General features: G+C 42.8%; 13 protein-coding genes and 1 rRNA gene. 3 read left to right on the forward strand and 11 right to left on the reverse strand.

Features of this window, described 5'->3' with window-relative positions:
- Positions 1–154: 154 nt before the first annotated feature.
- From RBATCC27255_RS03005 to RBATCC27255_RS03030, 6 genes are all read right to left on the reverse strand, one after another.
- Positions 155–4,321, reverse strand: coding sequence for an Ig-like domain-containing protein (locus tag RBATCC27255_RS03005; protein ID WP_101028678.1), 4,167 nt, complete (start codon positions 4,319–4,321; stop codon positions 155–157).
- Positions 4,322–4,640: 319 nt separating this feature from the next.
- Positions 4,641–5,621 carry an aldolase catalytic domain-containing protein gene (locus RBATCC27255_RS03010; RefSeq protein WP_101028679.1) on the reverse strand — a complete coding sequence of 327 codons (981 nt, stop codon included), beginning with the start codon at positions 5,619–5,621 and terminating at the stop codon, positions 4,641–4,643.
- Between the two features lie 197 nt (positions 5,622–5,818).
- Positions 5,819–7,084, reverse strand: coding sequence for a dihydroorotase (locus tag RBATCC27255_RS03015; RefSeq protein ID WP_101028680.1), 1,266 nt, complete (start codon positions 7,082–7,084; stop codon positions 5,819–5,821).
- A gap of 27 nt (positions 7,085–7,111) precedes the next feature.
- Entirely contained in the window at positions 7,112–9,067 is a 1,956-nt protein-coding gene (locus RBATCC27255_RS03020; RefSeq protein ID WP_101028681.1) for a hypothetical protein, read from the reverse strand.
- Between the two features lie 327 nt (positions 9,068–9,394).
- The gene (locus RBATCC27255_RS03025; RefSeq protein ID WP_101028682.1) at positions 9,395–10,672 is read right to left on the reverse strand and encodes a peptidoglycan-binding protein; all 1,278 of its coding nucleotides are present in this window, start codon (positions 10,670–10,672) and stop codon (positions 9,395–9,397) included.
- Between the two features lie 17 nt (positions 10,673–10,689).
- Positions 10,690–11,925, reverse strand: a complete 1,236-nt coding sequence (locus RBATCC27255_RS03030) for an ATP-binding protein (protein ID WP_101028683.1) — start codon at positions 11,923–11,925, stop codon at positions 10,690–10,692.
- Between the two features lie 304 nt (positions 11,926–12,229).
- Between RBATCC27255_RS03030 and rrf the strand changes: the two genes are divergently transcribed.
- Positions 12,230–12,346: ribosomal RNA gene (rrf, locus tag RBATCC27255_RS03035) — 5S ribosomal RNA — on the forward strand.
- A 119-nt stretch (positions 12,347–12,465) separates the two neighbouring features.
- Entirely contained in the window at positions 12,466–13,533 is a 1,068-nt protein-coding gene (locus RBATCC27255_RS03040; protein WP_101028684.1) for an FkbM family methyltransferase, read from the forward strand.
- A gap of 21 nt (positions 13,534–13,554) precedes the next feature.
- Here RBATCC27255_RS03040 and RBATCC27255_RS03045 read toward each other — a convergent pair whose 3' ends face one another.
- The 5 genes from RBATCC27255_RS03045 to RBATCC27255_RS03065 all read right to left on the reverse strand — a co-directional run bounded on the left by RBATCC27255_RS03045 (position 13,555) and on the right by RBATCC27255_RS03065 (position 18,044).
- Complete coding sequence (locus RBATCC27255_RS03045; protein WP_101028685.1) at positions 13,555–13,773, reverse strand: hypothetical protein; 219 nt, start codon at positions 13,771–13,773, stop codon at positions 13,555–13,557.
- A 133-nt stretch (positions 13,774–13,906) separates the two neighbouring features.
- A complete protein-coding gene (locus tag RBATCC27255_RS03050) occupies positions 13,907–14,137 on the reverse strand; it encodes a hypothetical protein (RefSeq protein ID WP_101028686.1) in 231 nt (76 codons plus the stop codon).
- 156 nt (positions 14,138–14,293) lie between these two features.
- Positions 14,294–15,049: a pyruvate formate-lyase-activating protein gene (gene pflA, locus RBATCC27255_RS03055; protein WP_101028687.1), complete on the reverse strand. Its 756-nt coding sequence runs from the start codon at positions 15,047–15,049 to the stop codon at positions 14,294–14,296.
- Positions 15,049–17,286: a formate C-acetyltransferase gene (gene pflB / locus RBATCC27255_RS03060; RefSeq protein WP_101028688.1), complete on the reverse strand. Its 2,238-nt coding sequence runs from the start codon at positions 17,284–17,286 to the stop codon at positions 15,049–15,051. Before pflB ends, pflA begins: the two co-directional genes overlap by 1 nt.
- Before the next feature lie 266 nt (positions 17,287–17,552).
- Positions 17,553–18,044 (reverse strand): HD domain-containing protein, encoded by a 492-nt coding sequence (locus RBATCC27255_RS03065; protein ID WP_101028689.1) that lies wholly within the window; start codon positions 18,042–18,044, stop codon positions 17,553–17,555.
- Between the two features lie 241 nt (positions 18,045–18,285).
- Between RBATCC27255_RS03065 and RBATCC27255_RS03070 the strand changes: the two genes are divergently transcribed.
- Complete coding sequence (locus RBATCC27255_RS03070; protein ID WP_101028690.1) at positions 18,286–19,125, forward strand: DNA-3-methyladenine glycosylase family protein; 840 nt, start codon at positions 18,286–18,288, stop codon at positions 19,123–19,125.
- Positions 19,126–19,347: the final 222 nt, after the last annotated feature.

The following is a 19,347-nucleotide window of genomic DNA, read 5'->3' on the forward strand; positions in this document are numbered from 1 at the left end:
TCGGTTATGTGCCTTCCTGTTTTTGTAAGGCTGTTTTTTCACAGCCACTGTTTTGTTGAACGGGCAACCCTTTCGGATTGGTCATTTTTCCTTTTTAGGCGGTCTTAATGCGACAGCACCTTTAAATATTTACAAATTGGCATAGTGAATTATACTATTTTCTTGTAATTGACCAACCCTTTGAGTTGAAACCGCTTACCGTTTTGCCTTTTCTGTCAATACAACGGACTGTGTAGGTTACCTTCTTACCCTTTTTAGCACCTGAATCTGTGAAAGAGGTTGAAGTTGTATCTTTTACCTTTGTCCAGCTTCCTCTGTCATATTTTCTGTAAAGACGGTAGCCATAAACTCCGGCAATCTTATTCCATGTCACACTTACACCCTTTGATGTATTTGTAAGCTTTGTTATTTTCGGTGTTGCGGCTGTGTATTTCTTTGACCAGCCCTTTGAATAAAAACCGCTGACGGTTTTGCCGTTCTTATCAATACAACGGATTGTGTAGGTCTTTGTCTGATTTGCACTTACCGCCGAATCTGTATAGCTTGTTGCGGTTGTGTCTTTTATTCGTTTCCAACCTGTGGAAGTCTTTTGATAAACTCTGTAGCCGTAAACACCTGTGACTTTATTCCAGCTAAGCTTAATGCCGCCTGTTGTGTTTTCAAGCTTTGAAATTGTCGGAGCAACAGGTGTATATTTCTTTGACCAGCCCTTTGAATAAAAACCGCTGACGGTGTTGCCGTTTTTGTCAATACAACGGATTGTATATGTTTCGGTTCTGTTAGGACTTACTCCCGAATCGGTGAACGATGTGGCGGTTGTGTCTTTAAAGCGTTTCCAACCGCCTGATGAGGTCTTGTAGTAAAGTCTGTAACCGTAAACTCCTGCAATTTTGTGCCAACTGAGCTTGATACCGCCTGAAGTGTTTTCAAGCTTTGAAATTGTCGGAGCAACAGGTGTATATTTTTTCGACCAACCCTTTGAATAAAAACCGCTGACGGTTTTGCCTTTTTTGTCAATACAACGGATTGTGTAAGTCTTTGTCTGATTTGCACTTACCGCTGAATCCGTAAAGCTTGTTGCGGTTGTGTCCTTAATTCGTTTCCAACCGTTTGAAGTTTTCTGATAAACTCTGTAACCGTACGCACCATTAACCTTGCTCCAAGAAACCTTTATACCGCCTGTTGTGTTGGTAAGGCTTGTGATTATCGGCACAATATCAAAATATTTATTAACCGTACCCGAATAGTTGCCAATGAACTGAATCTTCACGGAATATCTTCCGACATTTACGCTGTTTGTCGGGTAAATAACTTTGTAATCCTTGCCTTTAACAAGCTTATTGTTCTTACTGTTCTTGACGGTTACACTCGGTGTAATGTTATTTCCGCTGTATGTAAACACCGTTGAAGAAAGGCTTACGCTCGTTATTTTGTATATTTTGCTTTTTGAAGACGAATAGCCGCAAGCTGTGCATTTTTTATTAATTGAACCGTCTGCACTTGTTGTAGCAGGTGTTACATACTGCTTGTATGAATGTGCAAGCTTTTTGATTGTTTCTGTTTTTTTTGCACCGCAGGTTGTGCATTTATATGTTCTGACACCTGTTGCTGTACAAGTCGGCTGTTTTGTAACAACAGATGTGTAAGTATGTTCGTGACGCTTTGTCAAATCATACGGATTTATACTGTACAATTTCGGTGAAGAATTGTCGGAAACATACCATTTAACCGTACCGTCACTACACATAACAGGCTGACAATCCGAAAGTCTGACAGACAATGTTGCAGATGCAACTGTATTTGCACTCGAATCAATTGTCTTTGCTTTTGTTGTAACCTTTTTTGTTGAGGAATTATACTCCTCCCACATAACGAGGAAAAGATTTTCATTAATCTTAACAAGCTGCGGAGTGCGACAGCTTACTTTCGTACCCGATTTATAGTTCGTGAGTGCAACATTATTTGTTTTGTTAAAGTACTCATCGGTCACACTGATGTAAGCATTTCTGCTTTTGCATGAAGATGAAATATCCTTTGTATATGCAATAAGACAATTTCCGCTGCCAACTTCAAATCCACCGATTGACGCACCCGTGTAGTTTCCGGAGTGAATATCAAATTTCAGCGGAATTGTAACCGCAACATTTGTTGAGGAACTGTTTTTGTTGTATCTTGAAAGTGTAATTCCGTTAACAGTAAGATACTGCCCGCTCATAATCATATTGTTTGACTCGGAGTGATCTACCCTGTAAATATAAGTTCCGTCAGTTTTGATGAACTGATTAAACGAGTGGCTGACATATCCGTCCTGAAGATTTGACACCTCATACATTGAATCGGTGGTTTTCATTGTACTTTCATCAACGGTAAACAGCATATTTGCCTGATGATTCAATTTGTTTGAATCTGCATACATTGTGTGGCAGGTATAAACATAAAGCTTTCCGTCAAGTTCAATCATACGAAGTGAACCTGCTTCAAAAGGCTCAAAGGTATTTGAACCGTAAATTTTGCAGTCGCTGACTCTTGACCAGCTTTTTGAATATTTTACAATTCTTACGATTTCTGCGGAATCCTTTTCGCCCTTGTTGTTCTGACCGAAAACAATATAGTTGTTATTCTTGCCCGAGAAATAACCGCCGTAAATAGGAAGTTCGTTTTTGATTGTTGATTTTGAAATCAAGGTTTTGCCGTTTGCGGAATACTTTTCAACAAGAACGCCTTTTGATGTGCTTTCAACCCTTGTAAGCGTTTTGTCGCTGTTTTCGGTAAGATTTGATTTTACTACCGATGACCAGGTGTAATAATCATTTGCGGAAATATTATTCGACGACGCACCGTTCTGCTTAACCTCGCCGCTGTCGGGATTGTTTGCTTTATTCTGAACCGTAACCTTACAGGCTGCCGTAATTCCGTTTTTACTTTTTACTGTAATCGTTGCAGAGCCTGCTTTGTTGCCGTAAACCTTGCCGTCCTTTGTAACAGACGCAACGGAGTTATTGTTGCTTGACCATGTAAATGAAATATCAAGAACCGAATCACTTGTTGCCTTGAGCGAAAGGCTCTCGCCGACTTTGATTGTGGCAGAAGTTTTTGACAATGTGATTTTGGTCGGATATGCCCATTTCAGATTTTCAACATAAAAATTTTCGCCTGTATCCTTTTCAATAACAAGTACGCTGTCGCCGTAGTTATACATTGCAAAAACAGGATAAGCTGTTTTGAAGGTCGATTTTTTATTGCCTTCTGAATCAAGCTCAGCAATAGTATTATCGTTTACATACATAAGGTAATCGCCTGTAGCTGCATTATACACCGTTCTTGTGCCGATACTGTCTGCATATCTGTCATCAATTTCGTAACCGCTTCTTGAAACGCTTAATTTGAGTGGCAGTGAAGAATCTTTGTCGGCAATGTCAAACTTAGCCGAATCAAGCACTCTGACAGCACCTGACATGGTAGAAGTCCACACGAAATCTCCGTTTGTAAGCATTACTGCATTGTCATAATGCGGAGTATAATACTGCTGATATAAAATATCTACATAATAATTGCTTATACTTATTTTGTTGTTTTTTACATTACCGCATTTAAGCGACTGCGTATCGTGGCTGTATCCCCAATAAATCCAGTCTGTGTAGCCTTCAAAATAGAAATTGCCGTTTGTTTTGTCAAAACCGCTGAATTTATAAACTGCGTCACCGGCAACAGCTGATGACAACAGCTTCATATCGGCTGAAATCAAATTGATAATATACTTATCCTGATTGCTGTCATACACGGCAAGGTAATATCTGTTTTGACTGTCAACACCAATAGATTCCGGATGTGAAAGGTTGTTGCTTCCGACAAGCGATGATATATCCTTGGTTGAAACAAACTTTTCAGACTTAACATCGAATTCATCAAGATAATAGTATTTTTTATTTCGATTTGATGAGTCAAGCCATACTATATAAAACTTGCCTTTTTCGGCATCGGCATAAACGCAGATAACAGTGTCTTTGTTTCTGCCTTTATCGTTGTAATCATAAATTTTTCTGAAAGTGTTGTTTGCAACGCTGTAAAAATAAATGACCTTGTTGTTATAGTAATACATACCGTTTTTGCTTGCAGCAGGAATGATTTCAAGCTCGTCGCTATAGGTACTGCTGAATGTGATTGCATTGTCGGGCATTTTTGTTGCCGTCTTTTCTGTCGCAGCCTCTGCGGTGAGTGTGTTTCCGAAAATGTTGCCGTTTTCATCAACCGTTGCCAATGAAACAACTCCGAAAGCCATTACAACAGCCAGAAATGATGACAAGATTCTTTTGAGTTTCATACTTTTTCCCCTTTCAAACAGTAATTTTTACCGAAGTATATTTCTATACCGTTACAACTAAATTATAACTTTATCTCTTTTAGTTGTCAATATAAAGTATTATTCTTTTGACTTGATTTTAAAAACTACAGCTGTTAGTAACGGTGTAGGAATACAGAAAGAACATTAAAATAAACACGGCAGGAAATTTGATGTGAGTTTTCGGAGGGAATAGGAAAAAACGCAAAAAGCCAATTTCTTTCGAAATTGGCTTTAGTGAATCCGGAATATTAAATTTTGCTTTCCTTATCTGCCGACGGCAGCCGCAAAGCTGTTTACCTTAGCTGTTGATAATATCATAAAGTTCGTTTGAGAACTTGTAGTAATCCTGTCTGTCCTCTTTTACAAACTGAATTGCCGGACGGGGGTGCGTATTGTACTGACCTGTGAGAAGATACGGAATATCGTAGCCCCACTTAACGCCCTCAGCCTTAAACTTGTGGGTGTACTCCTCAATGATTTTGAGAATAGGAGCAACCTGATACTTCGGGTTTTTGAGGAAACCGAGGAGGAGCTCAAGCGCACAGTTGCCTGCGCCTCTGCCCATGCCGTCAACGGTTGCGTCAAGGTAGCTTACGCCCTGCGTCATAGCCTCGATTGTGTTGGCAAAAGCAAGCTGCTGGTTGTTGTGAGCGTGGATACCGACCGACTTGCCGTACTTATCGGCAATTGAGCAGTAAAGGTCTGCAAGTCGTCTTGACTCCTCGGGATAGAGTGCGCCGTAGCTGTCAACAATGTAGAAAGCGTTTACGGGAGTTTTGCCGAGAGTTTCAAGAGCGGCTGTAATATCCTCGGTTCTTGCCTTTGAAACAGCCATAATATTGATTGTTGTTTCGTAGCCCTTTTTAGCGGCGTCTTCAATCATTTCAACAGCCGCAGGAATTGCGTTGATATATGTTGCAATTCTGATGAGGTCAATCGGGCTGTCTTTTCTTGCAATAATGTCTTTCTTAAAATCTGTTCTGCCGACATCAGCCATAACAGCGATTTTAAGAGGAGTCTTGTTGTCGCCTACAATTTTTCTGATATCTGCATCGTTACAGAATTTCCACTTGCCGAAATCCTCTTCGTTAAAGATTTCTTTTGAAGCCTTGTAGCCGAATTCCATATAATCAACGCCGGCTTTAACATTTGCATTGTAAAGAGCCTTGATAAATTTGTCGTCAAATCTAAAATCGTTGCAAAGACCGCCGTCACGGATTGTTGCGTCTACTACTCTGATGTCCTGTCTTACCGACAGGAGGTCGCCCTTCTGTGCCATAATTTTACTCCTTTATGTTAAATAAATTTTCTGTTTATTTACCGACAGTCATTGACTGCCATTTTAACCGATTGGCGAACACGGTTCGCCGCTACAGTATATCATTATCTTTGTTTCATTTATATAATTTGTTTTAACAACAATTTCGCACTATTACTTGCGGGCGGATAATATCCGCCCCTACGGGTTTTATTTGCTCAATCCTCAAAAACTACCTTACCGCCGAGGATTGTCTTTTTGACTTTGCCTGTGAGGGTTCTGCCCTTGAACGGTGTGTTTTTGCTTTTGCCGTGAAGTTTATTGACATCAACTGTCCATTCTTCATCGGGATTTACAAGAACAACATCGGCATTTGCACCGACTGAAAGTGTGCCTGCGTTGATTTTCAAAATTCTTGCAGGATTAACACTCATCTTCTCAACAAGCTGTGAAAGCGTCATTTTTCCTGTCTTAACAAGGTATGTGTTGCAGACCGCAAATGAGGTTTCCATACCGATTGAACCGTTGGGAGCTTTTACAAAATCGGCCTTTTCCTCAGGGGTATGCGGTGCGTGGTCGGTTGCAATGGCATCAAGTGTGCCGTCACAAAGTCCGTTGATAATCTCGTCAACATCAGCCTGAGTTCTGAGAGGCGGATTCATTCTGTAATCAGCGTCGCCTCTTAAAAGCTCTCTGTCCGTGAGCGAAACATAATGCGGAGCGGTTTCGGCGGTCACCTTAACACCTCTCTTTTTTGCGTCACGAATAAGCGCAACGCTTGTTTTGGTGCTGACATGGCAGATATGAATAGGCTCGTTAAGAGCGGCAGCAAGTGCAATTTCTCTGGCAGTTCCGCAGTCCTCGGCACCGGCAGGGATTCCCTTGACACCGAGCTTTTCCGAAACCTCGCCCTCGTTAATTTTGCCTCCGTCGGCAAGAAACAAGTCCTCGCAATGTGCAACAACTGTCATACCGAGCCTTGGTGCTTTTTTCATTGCGTCACTTAAATACTTTGTGTTTTCAACAGGTCTGCCGTCATCGGTAAGTGCGATTGCACCTGCGTTCTTCACGGCTTCAATGTCTGTGGGTGCTTCGCTTTTGAGTCCCTTTGTAACGCTTGCCGCAACATAAACACGGCTGTCTGCACCCTTAGCCTTGTCGAGAATATACCTTACAACCTCGGGACTGTCGGTTGTGGGGTTGGTGTTCGGCATTGCAAGCAGGCTTGTAACACCGCCTGCGGCAGCCGCCTTGCAGCCGGTGATAATATCCTCCTTGTGAGTCTGACCGGGATCACGAAGATGCACATGCATATCAACAAAGCCCGGCACGGCACAAAGACCGTCTGCGTCAATAATCTCTCCGTCTGATGTGATGCCGCTGCCGATTTTGGCAATCACACCGTCCTTGATGAGAATATCTGCTTTTTCGTTAAGATTGTCGGCAGGGGAAACAACCACTGCATTTTTAATTAGCATTTCCATTGTGTTTTTTCTCCGTTAAGAAAAGAATTATCTTCTATTGTTTCTGTTTGAGGGGCGGTGATTCTGTTGGGGGCGGCGGTCGGTTCTGCTGTGGACCTGAACAAGTCCGTCGTTTTCGTCTCTTTCAGCACGCCTTCTTGCACGCTCCGCTTTTTGCCTTTCTCTCTCTCTTCTCTCTTCCTCTGCCTTTTTGCGTTTGGCAATTGCACGCTTACGCTTTATCATTCTCGAAACATTCTTGCAGAAGTATCCGCAATGAATGCCAAAATTCTTAACTCCGCCTGCAAAGCCCCTGAGAGCGTTACCGATGTTTTTGCCTACATTGGCAAGAACCTCTTCCGTTGACCGTTTATCGGTCGGTTCACTCTCGTTTTCTTTATTATGCTCTTCTTCAAGTGCATTTTTCCTGACTGTTTCCGCCTTTTTTTCAACCTCGCCGATAACATCGACATCCTCGGCGTCTCTGAGGTCGGAGCTTTTGATAACTCCCATTGACTTTTTGGGAGCTTCTTCAAAGAAATCATAGCCGCTGTCAAACTTGTTTTTCTTAGCCTTAGCTCTCACAAGCTCTTCATCGTCAATCTCTTCCTCAGGCTCATCGCTTCCGAAAATGATGTTTGCGTACTCGTCAACCTTTTTCTCAAGCGGGTGCTTTTGTTCGGGAACTTCCTCGGCATCCACAACATCGGCATCATCCTCACGGTCAATATCGTCAGGCTCGCTTGTTTCAAAGAGGTCGTGCTCGGGTTCCGGGATAACGAGCGTCGGACCCGATGAAGAACTTATGTCTTCGTATTCTTCAGGTGTTTCCGCGTTACCCTCTTCGATTTTGTTATTCTTTTCGGTTTCAATCTCTGAGGTGTCTGCTTCGGTAGGCTCCTTTTTTTTTTCGTCCTCAGTACTGTTTTCCTCGTAACCGTAATTGTTTTTGTATACTTCACGCTCAAGCTCGTTTTTATAAGCTCTTGCCGAATTGATAATCTCATCAATCTCGCTGTCGCTTGCATAGCCCGTATCTAAGGTTGAATGATCATACTCCGAACCGTCATGCTCGTCATAATCGGCTATCACCTCGGGAGCATATCTTCTTCCCTCCGGTGCGTGTTCTTCTTCAGCCTCTTCAACATATCTTTGCTTTTTCTTTGAACGCTTTTCGGGCTTTGGCTGATCGTCAAAGTTATCAATATCATAATCGCCGCCCTTGTCGCCAAGCTTATACTTTGACGCAAGTTCTTCAAGAACAGCATTGTTTCTCTTTGCTTTTTTATGTTTTCTGATTCTGACGGCAAAGATAATGATAATGATAATCAGAATAACAATGAGAATACCGCCGCCGATAATCATATATGGAATGATTCCCTTTGAAAACGGCAAATCGCTGAATTTCACCGATGACACAATCTTAGAAAATGTATCATAATCAACAGAAGTAACATTGCCCTCTGTTCTCTGCATTGTAATATTGATATTCATACCGTCGTACACCGTGTTTGCCACAAAGGTCTTAACATTGCCGCTGCCGCCCTGAGCAGTTGCGTCAAACACAAGCCATACAACCTTTTCCTGCTGATCCGGAGTACAGCTTTTGTATTCTCCGGAGTTTAAAAAGTTGTTGCGAATATTAACAAGCTCACTTGAAGAAAGCTGAGCATAATTGGAAACATTTTCGCTGCTTTCATTTTTAGTCATAGTCACGGTCAAAATAACCGATGACATACTGTCCATGCCCTGCAGATATATATTTCCGTTTTCAAAGCTTTTCATTGTAGTTTCGTAATCAATGCCGAAAACCGAAAAATATTTGTCAGTACTTTTGCTGTCCCTTGTAATGGCACTCATACCTTCAGGCATTGAAAGCGTCATATCGTCAATCTGCGGAATTTCATAATCATTTGTTGCACCTGCACACGCAAAAATACCACACAACACCGTCACAACACAAACTGCAAGTGTCACAACTCGCTTTGAAACAGTTTTCATCATATTTGTATATTCCCCCGAAACTAAAATTAGAATCAATAATACTGCCTTTCAGAATGTATATCTAATTTATTATACATAATCTGTCAAAAAAATACAAGGTCTGACAGGTAAAAACCTTACGATTATTGCAGACTGCCGCTCAATGCCTGTGCGGACAGTCTTGCCGTATGAACACAAAAATTGCACCAACGCCTTGCCGCGCATTGGTGCAATCCTTCATCTAATGTCTTGTCAAATAATAACCCTGCGACCGCTTTTAATGCGGAAAGTTGCGGCACATCGCCCGCATTCGTTTTCCGCCTTCAATTTGTAAAGCTATTTGCCGTATTATTTAGCCTTCTTGGCACTGCTGTCAAACAGCAGTACAAGCGTTGCGTTATCGGCTGTGCCTGTTTCCTTCAAGCCATTCCGCTTTTGGAATTTCTTGACCGCCTCGGCTGTAACCTCGCCGTAATAGCCTGTTACATTGTCCTTGTCGGTGATGTAGCCGATGTTATAAAGGCGAAGCTGCATAGCTTTAACCGTATCGTTTTCATCCTCCTGCTTAAGTGAAAGGTCGGATGTAATGGTAAGCTTGTATTTATCCGCAACCGACTTTGAGCTGTTTGCAGCCGTTGCCGCCTGAGTTGCGGTTGTGGCTGTTGTTGCGGTAGTTTTCGATGCAGATGAATCTTTTGCAGGTTGGGTTGTTTCGGCTGTTACCGATTTCGGCTTGAGATCCGGATACATAAAGTAAACCATTTTTTCAAGTGCCTCAAGAGATGTATTGCCGGGGCGTAACATTTCTTCAATGGAAACCTCAAGAATTTTTCCGTTCTTTACCGCTCCAAGACCTGCAAGCGTTGCGTCACTCTTAATCTTTTTAAGAGTTGCGTCATCTGCGTAAAATACAAAATTCGGATTTGCAACCCTAAGAGTTGCAACATCAACAGCGTTGTCTGTAATGTTTACTGCAACATTAACCGCACCCGTATAGCCGAGAAGCATATCGCCGTATGTTCCGTTTGACATAATTCTGAGCTGATCATCTTCCGTATATAAATAGCATACAGTATCAAGGATACCTGAATTTCTGCTGTTGACCTGCTGTTTGTAGTTGTTCATCTTGTCAAGCAAGTCATTGTAAGTATCCTCACCGTTCTTTGCACCTGTTTTTGTGCCGCCGCAAATCTTGCTGATCGTTATATAGTTTGTTTCAACCTGCTTTGGAGTATCACCGTGTGACATTTTTATGACCTGAATACCCTTGTCGCTAAGCTTGTTCTTTACGCTCTCATCAATTGTCGGACCTGCAAAAACAAGGTCTGCCCCTGCCTCTATAATCTTGTCGGCGTCAGGCTTTTCGCTTGAACCCATACTCGGAGCAACTTCAACGGACTTCTGGTCAACCTCGTCGCTCCTGCCGACAATGTATCTGTCATAGCCTGTGGCAATAAGAATATCGGCTGTGGGTGCGTCAAGAACAACAATGTTCTCCGGCTTACTTTCAATTTTAAGATTTGCCACCTCAACGGGGTACTCTCCGTCAGAACAGCCGCTCAAAAGAGCAACTGCCGAAAGCATTACAGCAACTGCAAGAGCAATTGAAATTATTTTTGTTTTCATAAACTACCTCCGGTTTATCAGCAAAACAGTGATTCAACATACTGTCTTGCGCATCTTGGTGAACGACCGCCTCTTGAAAGTGCAAACTGCTCCGCACCGAGGGCAAGCTCTTCATGAGTCATCTTAACGCCTCTTTGCTCTGCAAGAGAATATACAATTTCAAGAAAATCGTTCTTTGAAGGAACTGTGTAACAAACCGCAAGACCGAATCTGTCTGAAAGCGAAAGGCTTTCCTGCATATTATCACGAACATTTATATCGTCAACTGTGTGGGTTCTGTCGGAAATGCTTTCCTTAACAAGATGCCTGCGGTTTGATGTTGCATAGATTAACGCATTATCGGGACGAGCCGCAAGTCCGCCCTCAAGAACTGCTTTAAGGGTTGTATAGCTCTGATCCTGATGCTGGAACGAAAGATCGTCAATGAATATAATAAATTTAAGCGGAAGAGCGGCAATCTTGTCAACAAGGAGCGGAAAGTCAATAAGTCTGTCCTTGGGCATTTCAACAATGCGGAGTCCGTCTTTGCGGAACTCATTTGCAATAGCCTTAACCGTTGAGCTTTTACCTGTACCCTTATCACCGTAAAGCAGGCAGTTGTTGCAGCTCTTGCCCTGAATAAACGAAATCGTATTGTTGACAACCTGACTTCTCTGACGCTCATATCCCGTAAATGTATCCATATCAATCTTGTCAGGATGCTCAACGGGCTGAATGTCGCCGTCACGCCAGATGAATGCCTTGTAACGGGCAAACATACCGCAGCCGTTTTCCTTATAATAAGCAGAAAGCTTGTCAAGTGAACCGTCAAAGCCGTCAAAGCACGGAGCGCACTTGCCCGTCTGCCACTTTGGGAGAATCGGAATAAGTTCTTTGATTTTGTCGGCATAGGCATATGCTTCAAGCACCTCGTCCGAAGTGAGCTCTGCGGCTGTTAAAATAGCGTCACAGTCTGTCTTTACAGCAGAGATAACATTTTCGGGCAACTCGTCCTGCTTGCCTGCTGTTGCGGCACGGGCAAAACAGTTATCGTCAAAAAGAGCCGTTTCGCTGATTGCAAATGCGAACTTATCCGCACAGCCTCTTTCGCAAAGCATTGAGCAAAGCTTGCCGTATGCACCGAGAAATTCCTCAGGCTTTTTGTCAAGCGAAAGCAAAAGTTCATAAAAGGCTTTCGGAACGCTTCTGTTCATTATACCTCTGAATACAGAGAGTGATGACAAAAGCATTTTACACTTATTTACATTATTCATTCTAAACATCCCAATCTATTCTAATCTATTTAATTGTACACATTTTTATCCGTTTAGTCAATAATTTACGAAAAACTGCGGCAACCTATTTTTTACACTTTATTGTGACAAAATATGTATAATTTTTCACCGCATCAAGTATACATTGGGTTCAATGACGGTTAAAACGGCGATAAATCGGGATAAATACGGGCTTTTCAAGGTTTTAAAAGAATTTTTAAATTTTTTTAAAAAAAGTGTTGACATTTGGTGCAGCCCGTAGTATAATCAATACTGTTCTCAAGAGAGAAGAAAAAGTTAATAAGTTGGTGTTGATGACGCTGAGGGTCCACCTGTTCCCATACCGAACACAGAAGTTAAGCTCAGTGGTGCCGAAGATACTTGGCTGGTGACGGCCCGGAAAAATAGGGAGATGCCGACATATAAAGTGTCCACCCAATAGGGTGGGCGTTTTTTTTATACTTTTTTGCTTTGCAAACCCGTAGGGGCGTTCATTGCGAAAACAATTACAATGCCATATACACTAATTGGAGTATCCTTATGTTTAATATAACCGAACTTTTAAAAAACGAAATATCTGTATGGGAACAACTAAAAAATTCCGCAAAGCCTGTTGTGCTTTACGGAATGGGTGACGGTGCTGATAAGGTTCTTGCCGCATTTGACCGTTACGGAATTAAAGCGTCTGCCGTTATTGCAAGCGACGATTTCGTGCGCGGTCAAAAATTCCACGGTTTTACGGTTAAAAAGCTTTCCGATGTTGAGGCAGAATTAGGTGATGTTATTATCGCCCTCTGCTTTGCAAGCCAGCTCCCGGATGTTATGGCACACATTACGAAAATTTCCGAAAAACACGAAACGCTTGTCCCCTCTGTTCCTGTTTTTGGCGACAGACTTTTTGACGGTGATTTTATTACCGAAAATAAAGAGCAAATTGAAAGTGCGTACAGTCTGCTTGCCGACGACCTTTCAAAAAAGGTTTACGAAAATCTTCTGAAATTCTACTTTACCGGCAGAATTGACCTCCTCCCCCCTGTCACAACCGACAAGGACGAGGCTTTCGCCAACATTCTGAATCTTGGTGAAAACGAAAGCTATGTTGACCTCGGCGCATACAACGGCGACACGATTGACGAATTTCTGCACTACACAAACAGCAAGTACAAGCGTATAATTGCCTTTGAACCAAACGCAAAAAATTTTGAAAAGCTGAAGCTTCATTGCAAGGGTATGGCGAATGTGTCGCTTTGGCAGCTCGGCTCATACAGCAAAAACACGGAGCTTATATTCAACAACAAGGCAGGTCGCAACAGCGCAATTGCCGACAAGGGCGTTGCAACAAAGGTTGCGACAGTCGATACGATTCTCTGCGGAATGGCGGCAGGCTATATTAAAGCCGATGTCGAGGGGGCGGATATGGAAACTCTTGTCGGTATGCAGAAAACTATGAGAAACTGCAAACCGAAGCTGAATTTTTCGGCATATCACAGGTTTGAAGACATTTTCCGACTTGCGTTGTATATTCACAGCGTGAACCCAAGCTACAAAATCTTTCTCCGCCACCACCCCTACATTCCGGCATGGGACACAAATTTATATTGCATATGAAATACTACGGCGAGCCGCTGATTATTCTTCCTCGGCAAGCTCATCGGCTGTAACTTCTGCCTGCGGTTCTTCATTTGCAACCTCTTCGGGCTCTTTTTCGGAAACAATATCGTCAATTTCCTCAATAAGCTTCTGTTCTGCACATCTGTGCTTTTTTAAAGCGAGAAGTGCTGCCACGGCAGCCGCAAGTGCAGAAACTGCACCGATAATTGTGTAGAATAATTTTTTGTTTTTATCCATTTCTGGCACCTCTTTCATAATTGATATAATGTAGCGAAAAAGCCATATTTTTTTGTCTGATTCTATTTTATATCTTTTTTACAAATTTTGCAATAGGCAACTGATAATCTTTGCACAAATGGCTGTCAGTGTGTTATATTCTCTTTTTACGCTCTGCAAGGGCAAAAAGCACTCCGCCCGAAATTACAACAAGCATCATAACAGCCGTTGCTGTCACTCCTGTCTGAACACTGCCGTTTTTATCAGGCTGTGAAGGAGTGCTGTCCAATGTTGCGGCACCGCCTGTTGCCGAAGTCGGATTTGCAGAGGTTGTACCGACAGTTGCAGGCTCACCCGTCGGAGCAGTCTGAACCGACTGTGACAATTTCTCAACAAGGACGGCTTAAAAATCTTTGAATACACCTTTGATTCATCAATTTTGGCTGAAGAAGAAACTACAAAAGCAGAATAACAAATAAAAATCAAAACAAAAACGGCAGTACCAAAAGCGATACTGCCGTTCCTTATATTATAAACAAAATTATTCTCTTGTTTTTTCACCGTTAAGAATCATTTCCGCATTCTTAACACGCTCTTTTGTCGGGGGCTCAATGCCCTCCAAAGGATAGTCATAACCGAGAGCCTTCCACTTGTACACACCGAGGGTGTGATACGGAAGCACCTCTACACGCTCAACATTCTTGAGCGAACGGATAAAGTCGGCAAGTCTGAAAAGATACTCGTCCTTATCATTTCTTTCAGGCACAAGAACATGCCTTATCCATACGGGCTTGCCCATATCGGAAAGCTGTCTTGCCATTTCAAGAATATTGGTGTTTGGCTGTCCTGTAAGGATTTTGTGCTGTTCGTTGTCGATATGCTTTATATCAAGCAACAGCAAATCCGTATATTCCATTAGCTCTTTCCACTTTGAATAGAACGGCTCTTTGGTTGTAAACGGGTTGGCGCTTGTGTCAATACAGGTATTAACGCCCTGCTTTTTAGCCTTCTTGAACAAATCAAGCAAAAAGTCAATCTGTAAAAGCGGCTCACCTCCGCTTACTGTGATACCGCCCTTATTTTTCCAATATGGGCGGTATGCAAGCGCTTTATTAAGCAGTTCGTCAGCGGTGTATTCCACGGTGTTTTCATCGTGTTTCCAGGTGTCGGGATTGTGGCAGAACTGGCAACGCATTGCGCAGCCGCTCAGAAAAATCACAAATCTCACGCCCGGACCGTCAACTGAACCAAAAGTTTCTATTGAGTGTACAAAGCCTTTAACAGCGTTGTCCGACATTACATTCTGTCGTGGCAGGTTCTGGCAATAACATCCAGCTGCTGCTCTCTTGTAAGGTCGATGAACTTAACAGCATAACCCGATACACGGATTGTGAAGTTAGCGTACTCTTCCTTCTCAGGATGCTCCATAGCGTCAATGAGCTTTTCTGTACCGAATACATTTACATTGAGGTGGTGTGCGCCCTGATCAAAGTAACCGTCCATAACATTTACGAGGTTGTCAACACGCTCGTCATCGTTGTGTCCGAGAGCACCCGGGTTGATTGTCTGAGTATTTGAAATACCGTCAAGAGCGTACTCATAAGGAAGCTTAGCAACAGAGTTAAGTGAAGCAAGAAGACCGTTCTTCTCTGCACCGTAGCATGGGTTAGCACCCGGTGAAAGCGGCTCGCCTGCTTTTCTGCCGTCAGGAAGTGAACCTGTAGCCTTACCGTAAACAACATTTGATGTGATTGTAAGGATAGAAGTTGTAGGCTCTGAATCTCTATATGTGTGGCAGTACTTAAGCTTAGCCATAAATGTCTTAAGAAGATCAACGGCAATCTTATCTGCTCTCTCATCATTGTTACCGTATCTTGGGAAGTCGCCCTCTGTTTCAAAGTCAACAGCGATGCCGTCCTCGTCACGGATAACCTTAACCTTAGCGTACTTAATAGCGCTGAGTGAGTCAACAACATGTGAGAAGCCTGCAATACCTGTTGCAAATGTTCTTCTTACATCTGTATCAATAAGAGCCATTTCTGCTGCCTCATAGTAGTACTTATCGTGCATATAGTGAATCATATTAAGTGTGCCTACATAGAGGTGAGCAAGCCAATCCATCATTGTGTCATACTTCTTGATAACTTCGTCATAATCAAGGTACTCTGATGTGATAGGTGTATATTCAGGACCAACCTGCATCTTTGTCTTTTCATCAACACCGCCGTTGATAGCGTAGAGAAGGCACTTAGCAAGGTTAGCTCTTGCACCGAAGAACTGGATTTCCTTACCTGTCTGTGTTGCGGATACGCAGCAGCAGATTGAGTAATCATCGCCCCATACAGGACGCATTACATCATCGTTCTCGTACTGAATTGAGCTTGTTGTAACTGAAATATGAGCAGCATACTTCTTGAAGTTCTCGGGAAGTCTTGAAGAATAAAGAACTGTGAGGTTTGGCTCAGGTGAAGGTCCCATATTCTCAAGTGTGTGGAGGAAACGGTAGTCGTTCTTTGTAACCATTGAACGGCCGTCAATGCCAAGACCTGCAACTTCGAGTGTAGCCCATACAGGGTCGCCTGAGAAGAGCTGGTTGTAAGACTCGATTCTTGCGAACTTAACCATACGGCACTTCATAACAAAGTGGTCAACAAGTTCCTGAGCCTGTGATTCTGTAAGTGTACCGTTCTCAAGGTCACGCTCGATATAGATGTCGAGGAATGTTGATACACGACCAACGCTCATTGCAGCGCCGTTCTGAGTCTTGATGGCAGCAAGGTAGCCGAAGTAGAGCCACTGAACTGCTTCTGCGGCATTCTTAGCAGGCTGTGAAATATCAAAGCCGTAAGAAAGTGCCATTTCCTTCATATCGTTAAGAGCACGAATCTGATCGGCGATTTCTTCACGAAGCTGGAAGTCGCCTCTTCTCATACCCTGACGGTTTGTTTCTGCAAAGTCCTCTTTCTTGCCCTCGATAAGACGGTCAATACCGTAAAGAGCAACTCTTCTGTAGTCACCGACGATTCTGCCTCTGCCGTATGTGTCGGGAAGACCTGTAAGAATCTTGTTGTGACGGGCAAGCTTCATCTCAGGAGTGTAGATATCGAATACACCCTGGTTGTGAGTCTTGTGATATTTTGTAAAGATTTCGTGGAGTTTAGGGCTTGGAGTGTAGCCATACATCTGGCATGACTGCTCAGCCATTTTGATACCGCCGTAAGGCATAAATGCACGCTTGAGAGGCTTGTCTGTCTGAAGACCTACTACCTTTTCAAGGTCTTTATCAAGATATGCAGCGCCGTAAGCTGTGATGCCGCTTACAACCTCAGTTTCCATATCAAGAACGCCGCCCTTGGCTCTTTCTTCCTTCTGGAGTTCCTTAAGCTCGCCCCAAAGCTTGTCTGTTGCTTCTGTAGGACCTTCAAGGAAAGACTGGTCGCCGTCATAAGGTGTGTAGTTTCTCTGAATGAAGTCTCTGACATCAATGTCGGACTCCCATTTGCCACCTGCAAAATTTGTCCATTCTTCTCTCATTACTGTAAAACCTCCGATAATGATAATTAATACTGAATTTTGTATATGACACAAAAAAATGCCGACTCAATTCCAAGCAGACGCCCGGTAAGGTCAGCTCCTTGAAAAAATCGTCATACATCCTTGTATACTGTCATTTATTCACTTTTATAATCATATAACCAACACCATTAAAATAACACTTTTTAAGGGCGTTGTCAAGCATTTTGAGATACTTTTTACACCACTTTTTCACACTCAAAACACTATGGTAAATGAGTACAATTTTAGGGTATGAGGAACATTATTTTCAGCAGATTTTTTCCCGATTTTGTACGGAAAATTTTCTCATATGCCTGCTCTGCTGCACTGCGGCTTGAATCGTCCTCGTAAAGGTTCACAAGGAAGTCTGCCTCTACCAAAATTCGGTACGGCAAAGTATCAATATTTTCATAGGTGTGGTGGTGTCCCACAAGGTAACAAACTTTGTCAATAAATGTTTTTTCGTAGCCGAGAGCGGCAAGCAACTTTTCAGCCTCACGGGGTCCTTCAAGCTCCTGATATTTTCCTGCGGAAGAATTATACTTTTCTTCGCTGACCTTTATGCCGATGTCATGAACAATTGCGGCAATTTCAAGAAGCTCCTGTTCGTCGGCGGAGAGATTTTCGCTTTCGCCGATTGTCTTTGCGAATGAATAAACCTTGAGAAAATGGTGAATTCTTTTCTTGTCACTTCCAAAATATTCAACCGTTGCGGTTATTACTTTATCGGTTTTCATATTGTCACTCCTTCGCTTTGCAGCACCGTGAAGCTCAAAAGCTTAATGCCCTGCAAATTTTTTATAAACACATTATATCGGAAATTTTGCAAATACAATTTCATATCAATATCAAAATGCAATGTTTTATCCTTAACCGTCCGGCATCGGATTCCCAATGAGGCTGTAATTTAAAATTTAGTATATCATAAATCTACCGAATGTGATATACTTTATTAAGAAAATTTCGGCGGTGAAAATTATGGAATGTATTGAACTTAACAACAAAATCAAAGTAACAGATGTGCATGACCTTAACCTTGCGCAGACTCTCGACTGCGGTCAGAGCTTTCGTTGGAAGCCGCAGGCTGACGGTTCATTCCACGGTGTTGCTTACGGCAAAAGCGTGAGCGTCAAACTTGACAAAACCGATATGTACATTGAAAATGCAACGGCTGACGATTTCAAGAATATTTGGTACAGCTACTTTGATTTTGCACTTGATTACAGAAAAATCCGTGAAGAAATCAGCACAATTCACCCCGTTCTGAACGAGGCGGCAAAGTATGCCCCCGGCATAAGAATTTTGAGGCAAGAACCGTTTGAAACGCTCTGCACATTCATTATTTCGCAGAACAACAACATCAAGCGAATCAAGGGCATAGTTGAGCGTTTGTGCGAAAACTTCGGCACACGGCTTGCCGACGGAGAATATGCGTTTCCTACAGCGGAAACACTTGCCACGCTCTCGCCCGATGACCTTGCACCGCTCAGGGCAGGATTTCGCAACCGCTACATTATTGACGCGTCACAAAAGGTTTCAAGCGGTGATGTGAACCTTAACAGCTGTTTCACGCTTGATTATGAAGACGCAAGAACAGAGCTTATGAAAATTACAGGAGTCGGCAAAAAGGTAGCCGACTGCACGCTTCTTTTCGGTATGCACAGAATTGAGGCTTTCCCGATTGATGTGTGGATGAAGCGGGCAATGGAAAAGCTGTTCCCGAATATGAGCGGTGACGATTTCGGTCAGTACGCAGGCATCGCCCAACAGTATATTTTTCACTACAGCAGAATGCACCCTGAGTTGTTTGAAAAATAAAATACTGTTATCCGGCAAAGACCTTACAGTCAGGCATTAACTTTCATATAAAGCAAAAATTGCATCAATGCCGTATCGGGCATCAATGCAATTTTTTATCTGACTATAATCTCAAAAGAACTGCGGCGGCACAACGCCGACCGCAATTTTCAATTTTCAATTAAAAACAAGACTGCCGCTCGGGCAGCTCAGCCCTCACATTTTGCAGACTAACTTCCCGAA

Source organism: Ruminococcus bromii (genome assembly GCF_002834225.1).
GTDB classification, from domain to species: Bacteria; Bacillota; Clostridia; order Oscillospirales; family Acutalibacteraceae; genus Ruminococcoides; species Ruminococcoides bromii.

Bases quoted from the DNA above. Each gene is read 5' to 3' on its own strand.
- RBATCC27255_RS03005 (WP_101028678.1), bottom strand. From the start codon at position 4,321: ATGAAACTCAAAAGAATCTTGTCATCATTTCTGGCTGTTGTAATGGCT.
- RBATCC27255_RS03010 (WP_101028679.1), bottom strand. From the start codon at position 5,621: ATGGCACAGAAGGGCGACCTCCTGTCGGTAAGACAGGACATCAGAGTA.
- RBATCC27255_RS03015 (WP_101028680.1), bottom strand. From the start codon at position 7,084: ATGGAAATGCTAATTAAAAATGCAGTGGTTGTTTCCCCTGCCGACAAT.
- RBATCC27255_RS03020 (WP_101028681.1), bottom strand. From the start codon at position 9,067: ATGATGAAAACTGTTTCAAAGCGAGTTGTGACACTTGCAGTTTGTGTT.
- RBATCC27255_RS03025 (WP_101028682.1), bottom strand. From the start codon at position 10,672: ATGAAAACAAAAATAATTTCAATTGCTCTTGCAGTTGCTGTAATGCTT.
- RBATCC27255_RS03030 (WP_101028683.1), bottom strand. From the start codon at position 11,925: ATGAATAATGTAAATAAGTGTAAAATGCTTTTGTCATCACTCTCTGTA.
- RBATCC27255_RS03040 (WP_101028684.1), top strand. From the start codon at position 12,466: ATGTTTAATATAACCGAACTTTTAAAAAACGAAATATCTGTATGGGAA.
- RBATCC27255_RS03045 (WP_101028685.1), bottom strand. From the start codon at position 13,773: ATGGATAAAAACAAAAAATTATTCTACACAATTATCGGTGCAGTTTCT.
- pflA (WP_101028687.1), bottom strand. From the start codon at position 15,049: ATGTCGGACAACGCTGTTAAAGGCTTTGTACACTCAATAGAAACTTTT.
- pflB (WP_101028688.1), bottom strand. From the start codon at position 17,286: ATGAGAGAAGAATGGACAAATTTTGCAGGTGGCAAATGGGAGTCCGAC.
- RBATCC27255_RS03065 (WP_101028689.1), bottom strand. From the start codon at position 18,044: ATGAAAACCGATAAAGTAATAACCGCAACGGTTGAATATTTTGGAAGT.
- RBATCC27255_RS03070 (WP_101028690.1), top strand. From the start codon at position 18,286: ATGGAATGTATTGAACTTAACAACAAAATCAAAGTAACAGATGTGCAT.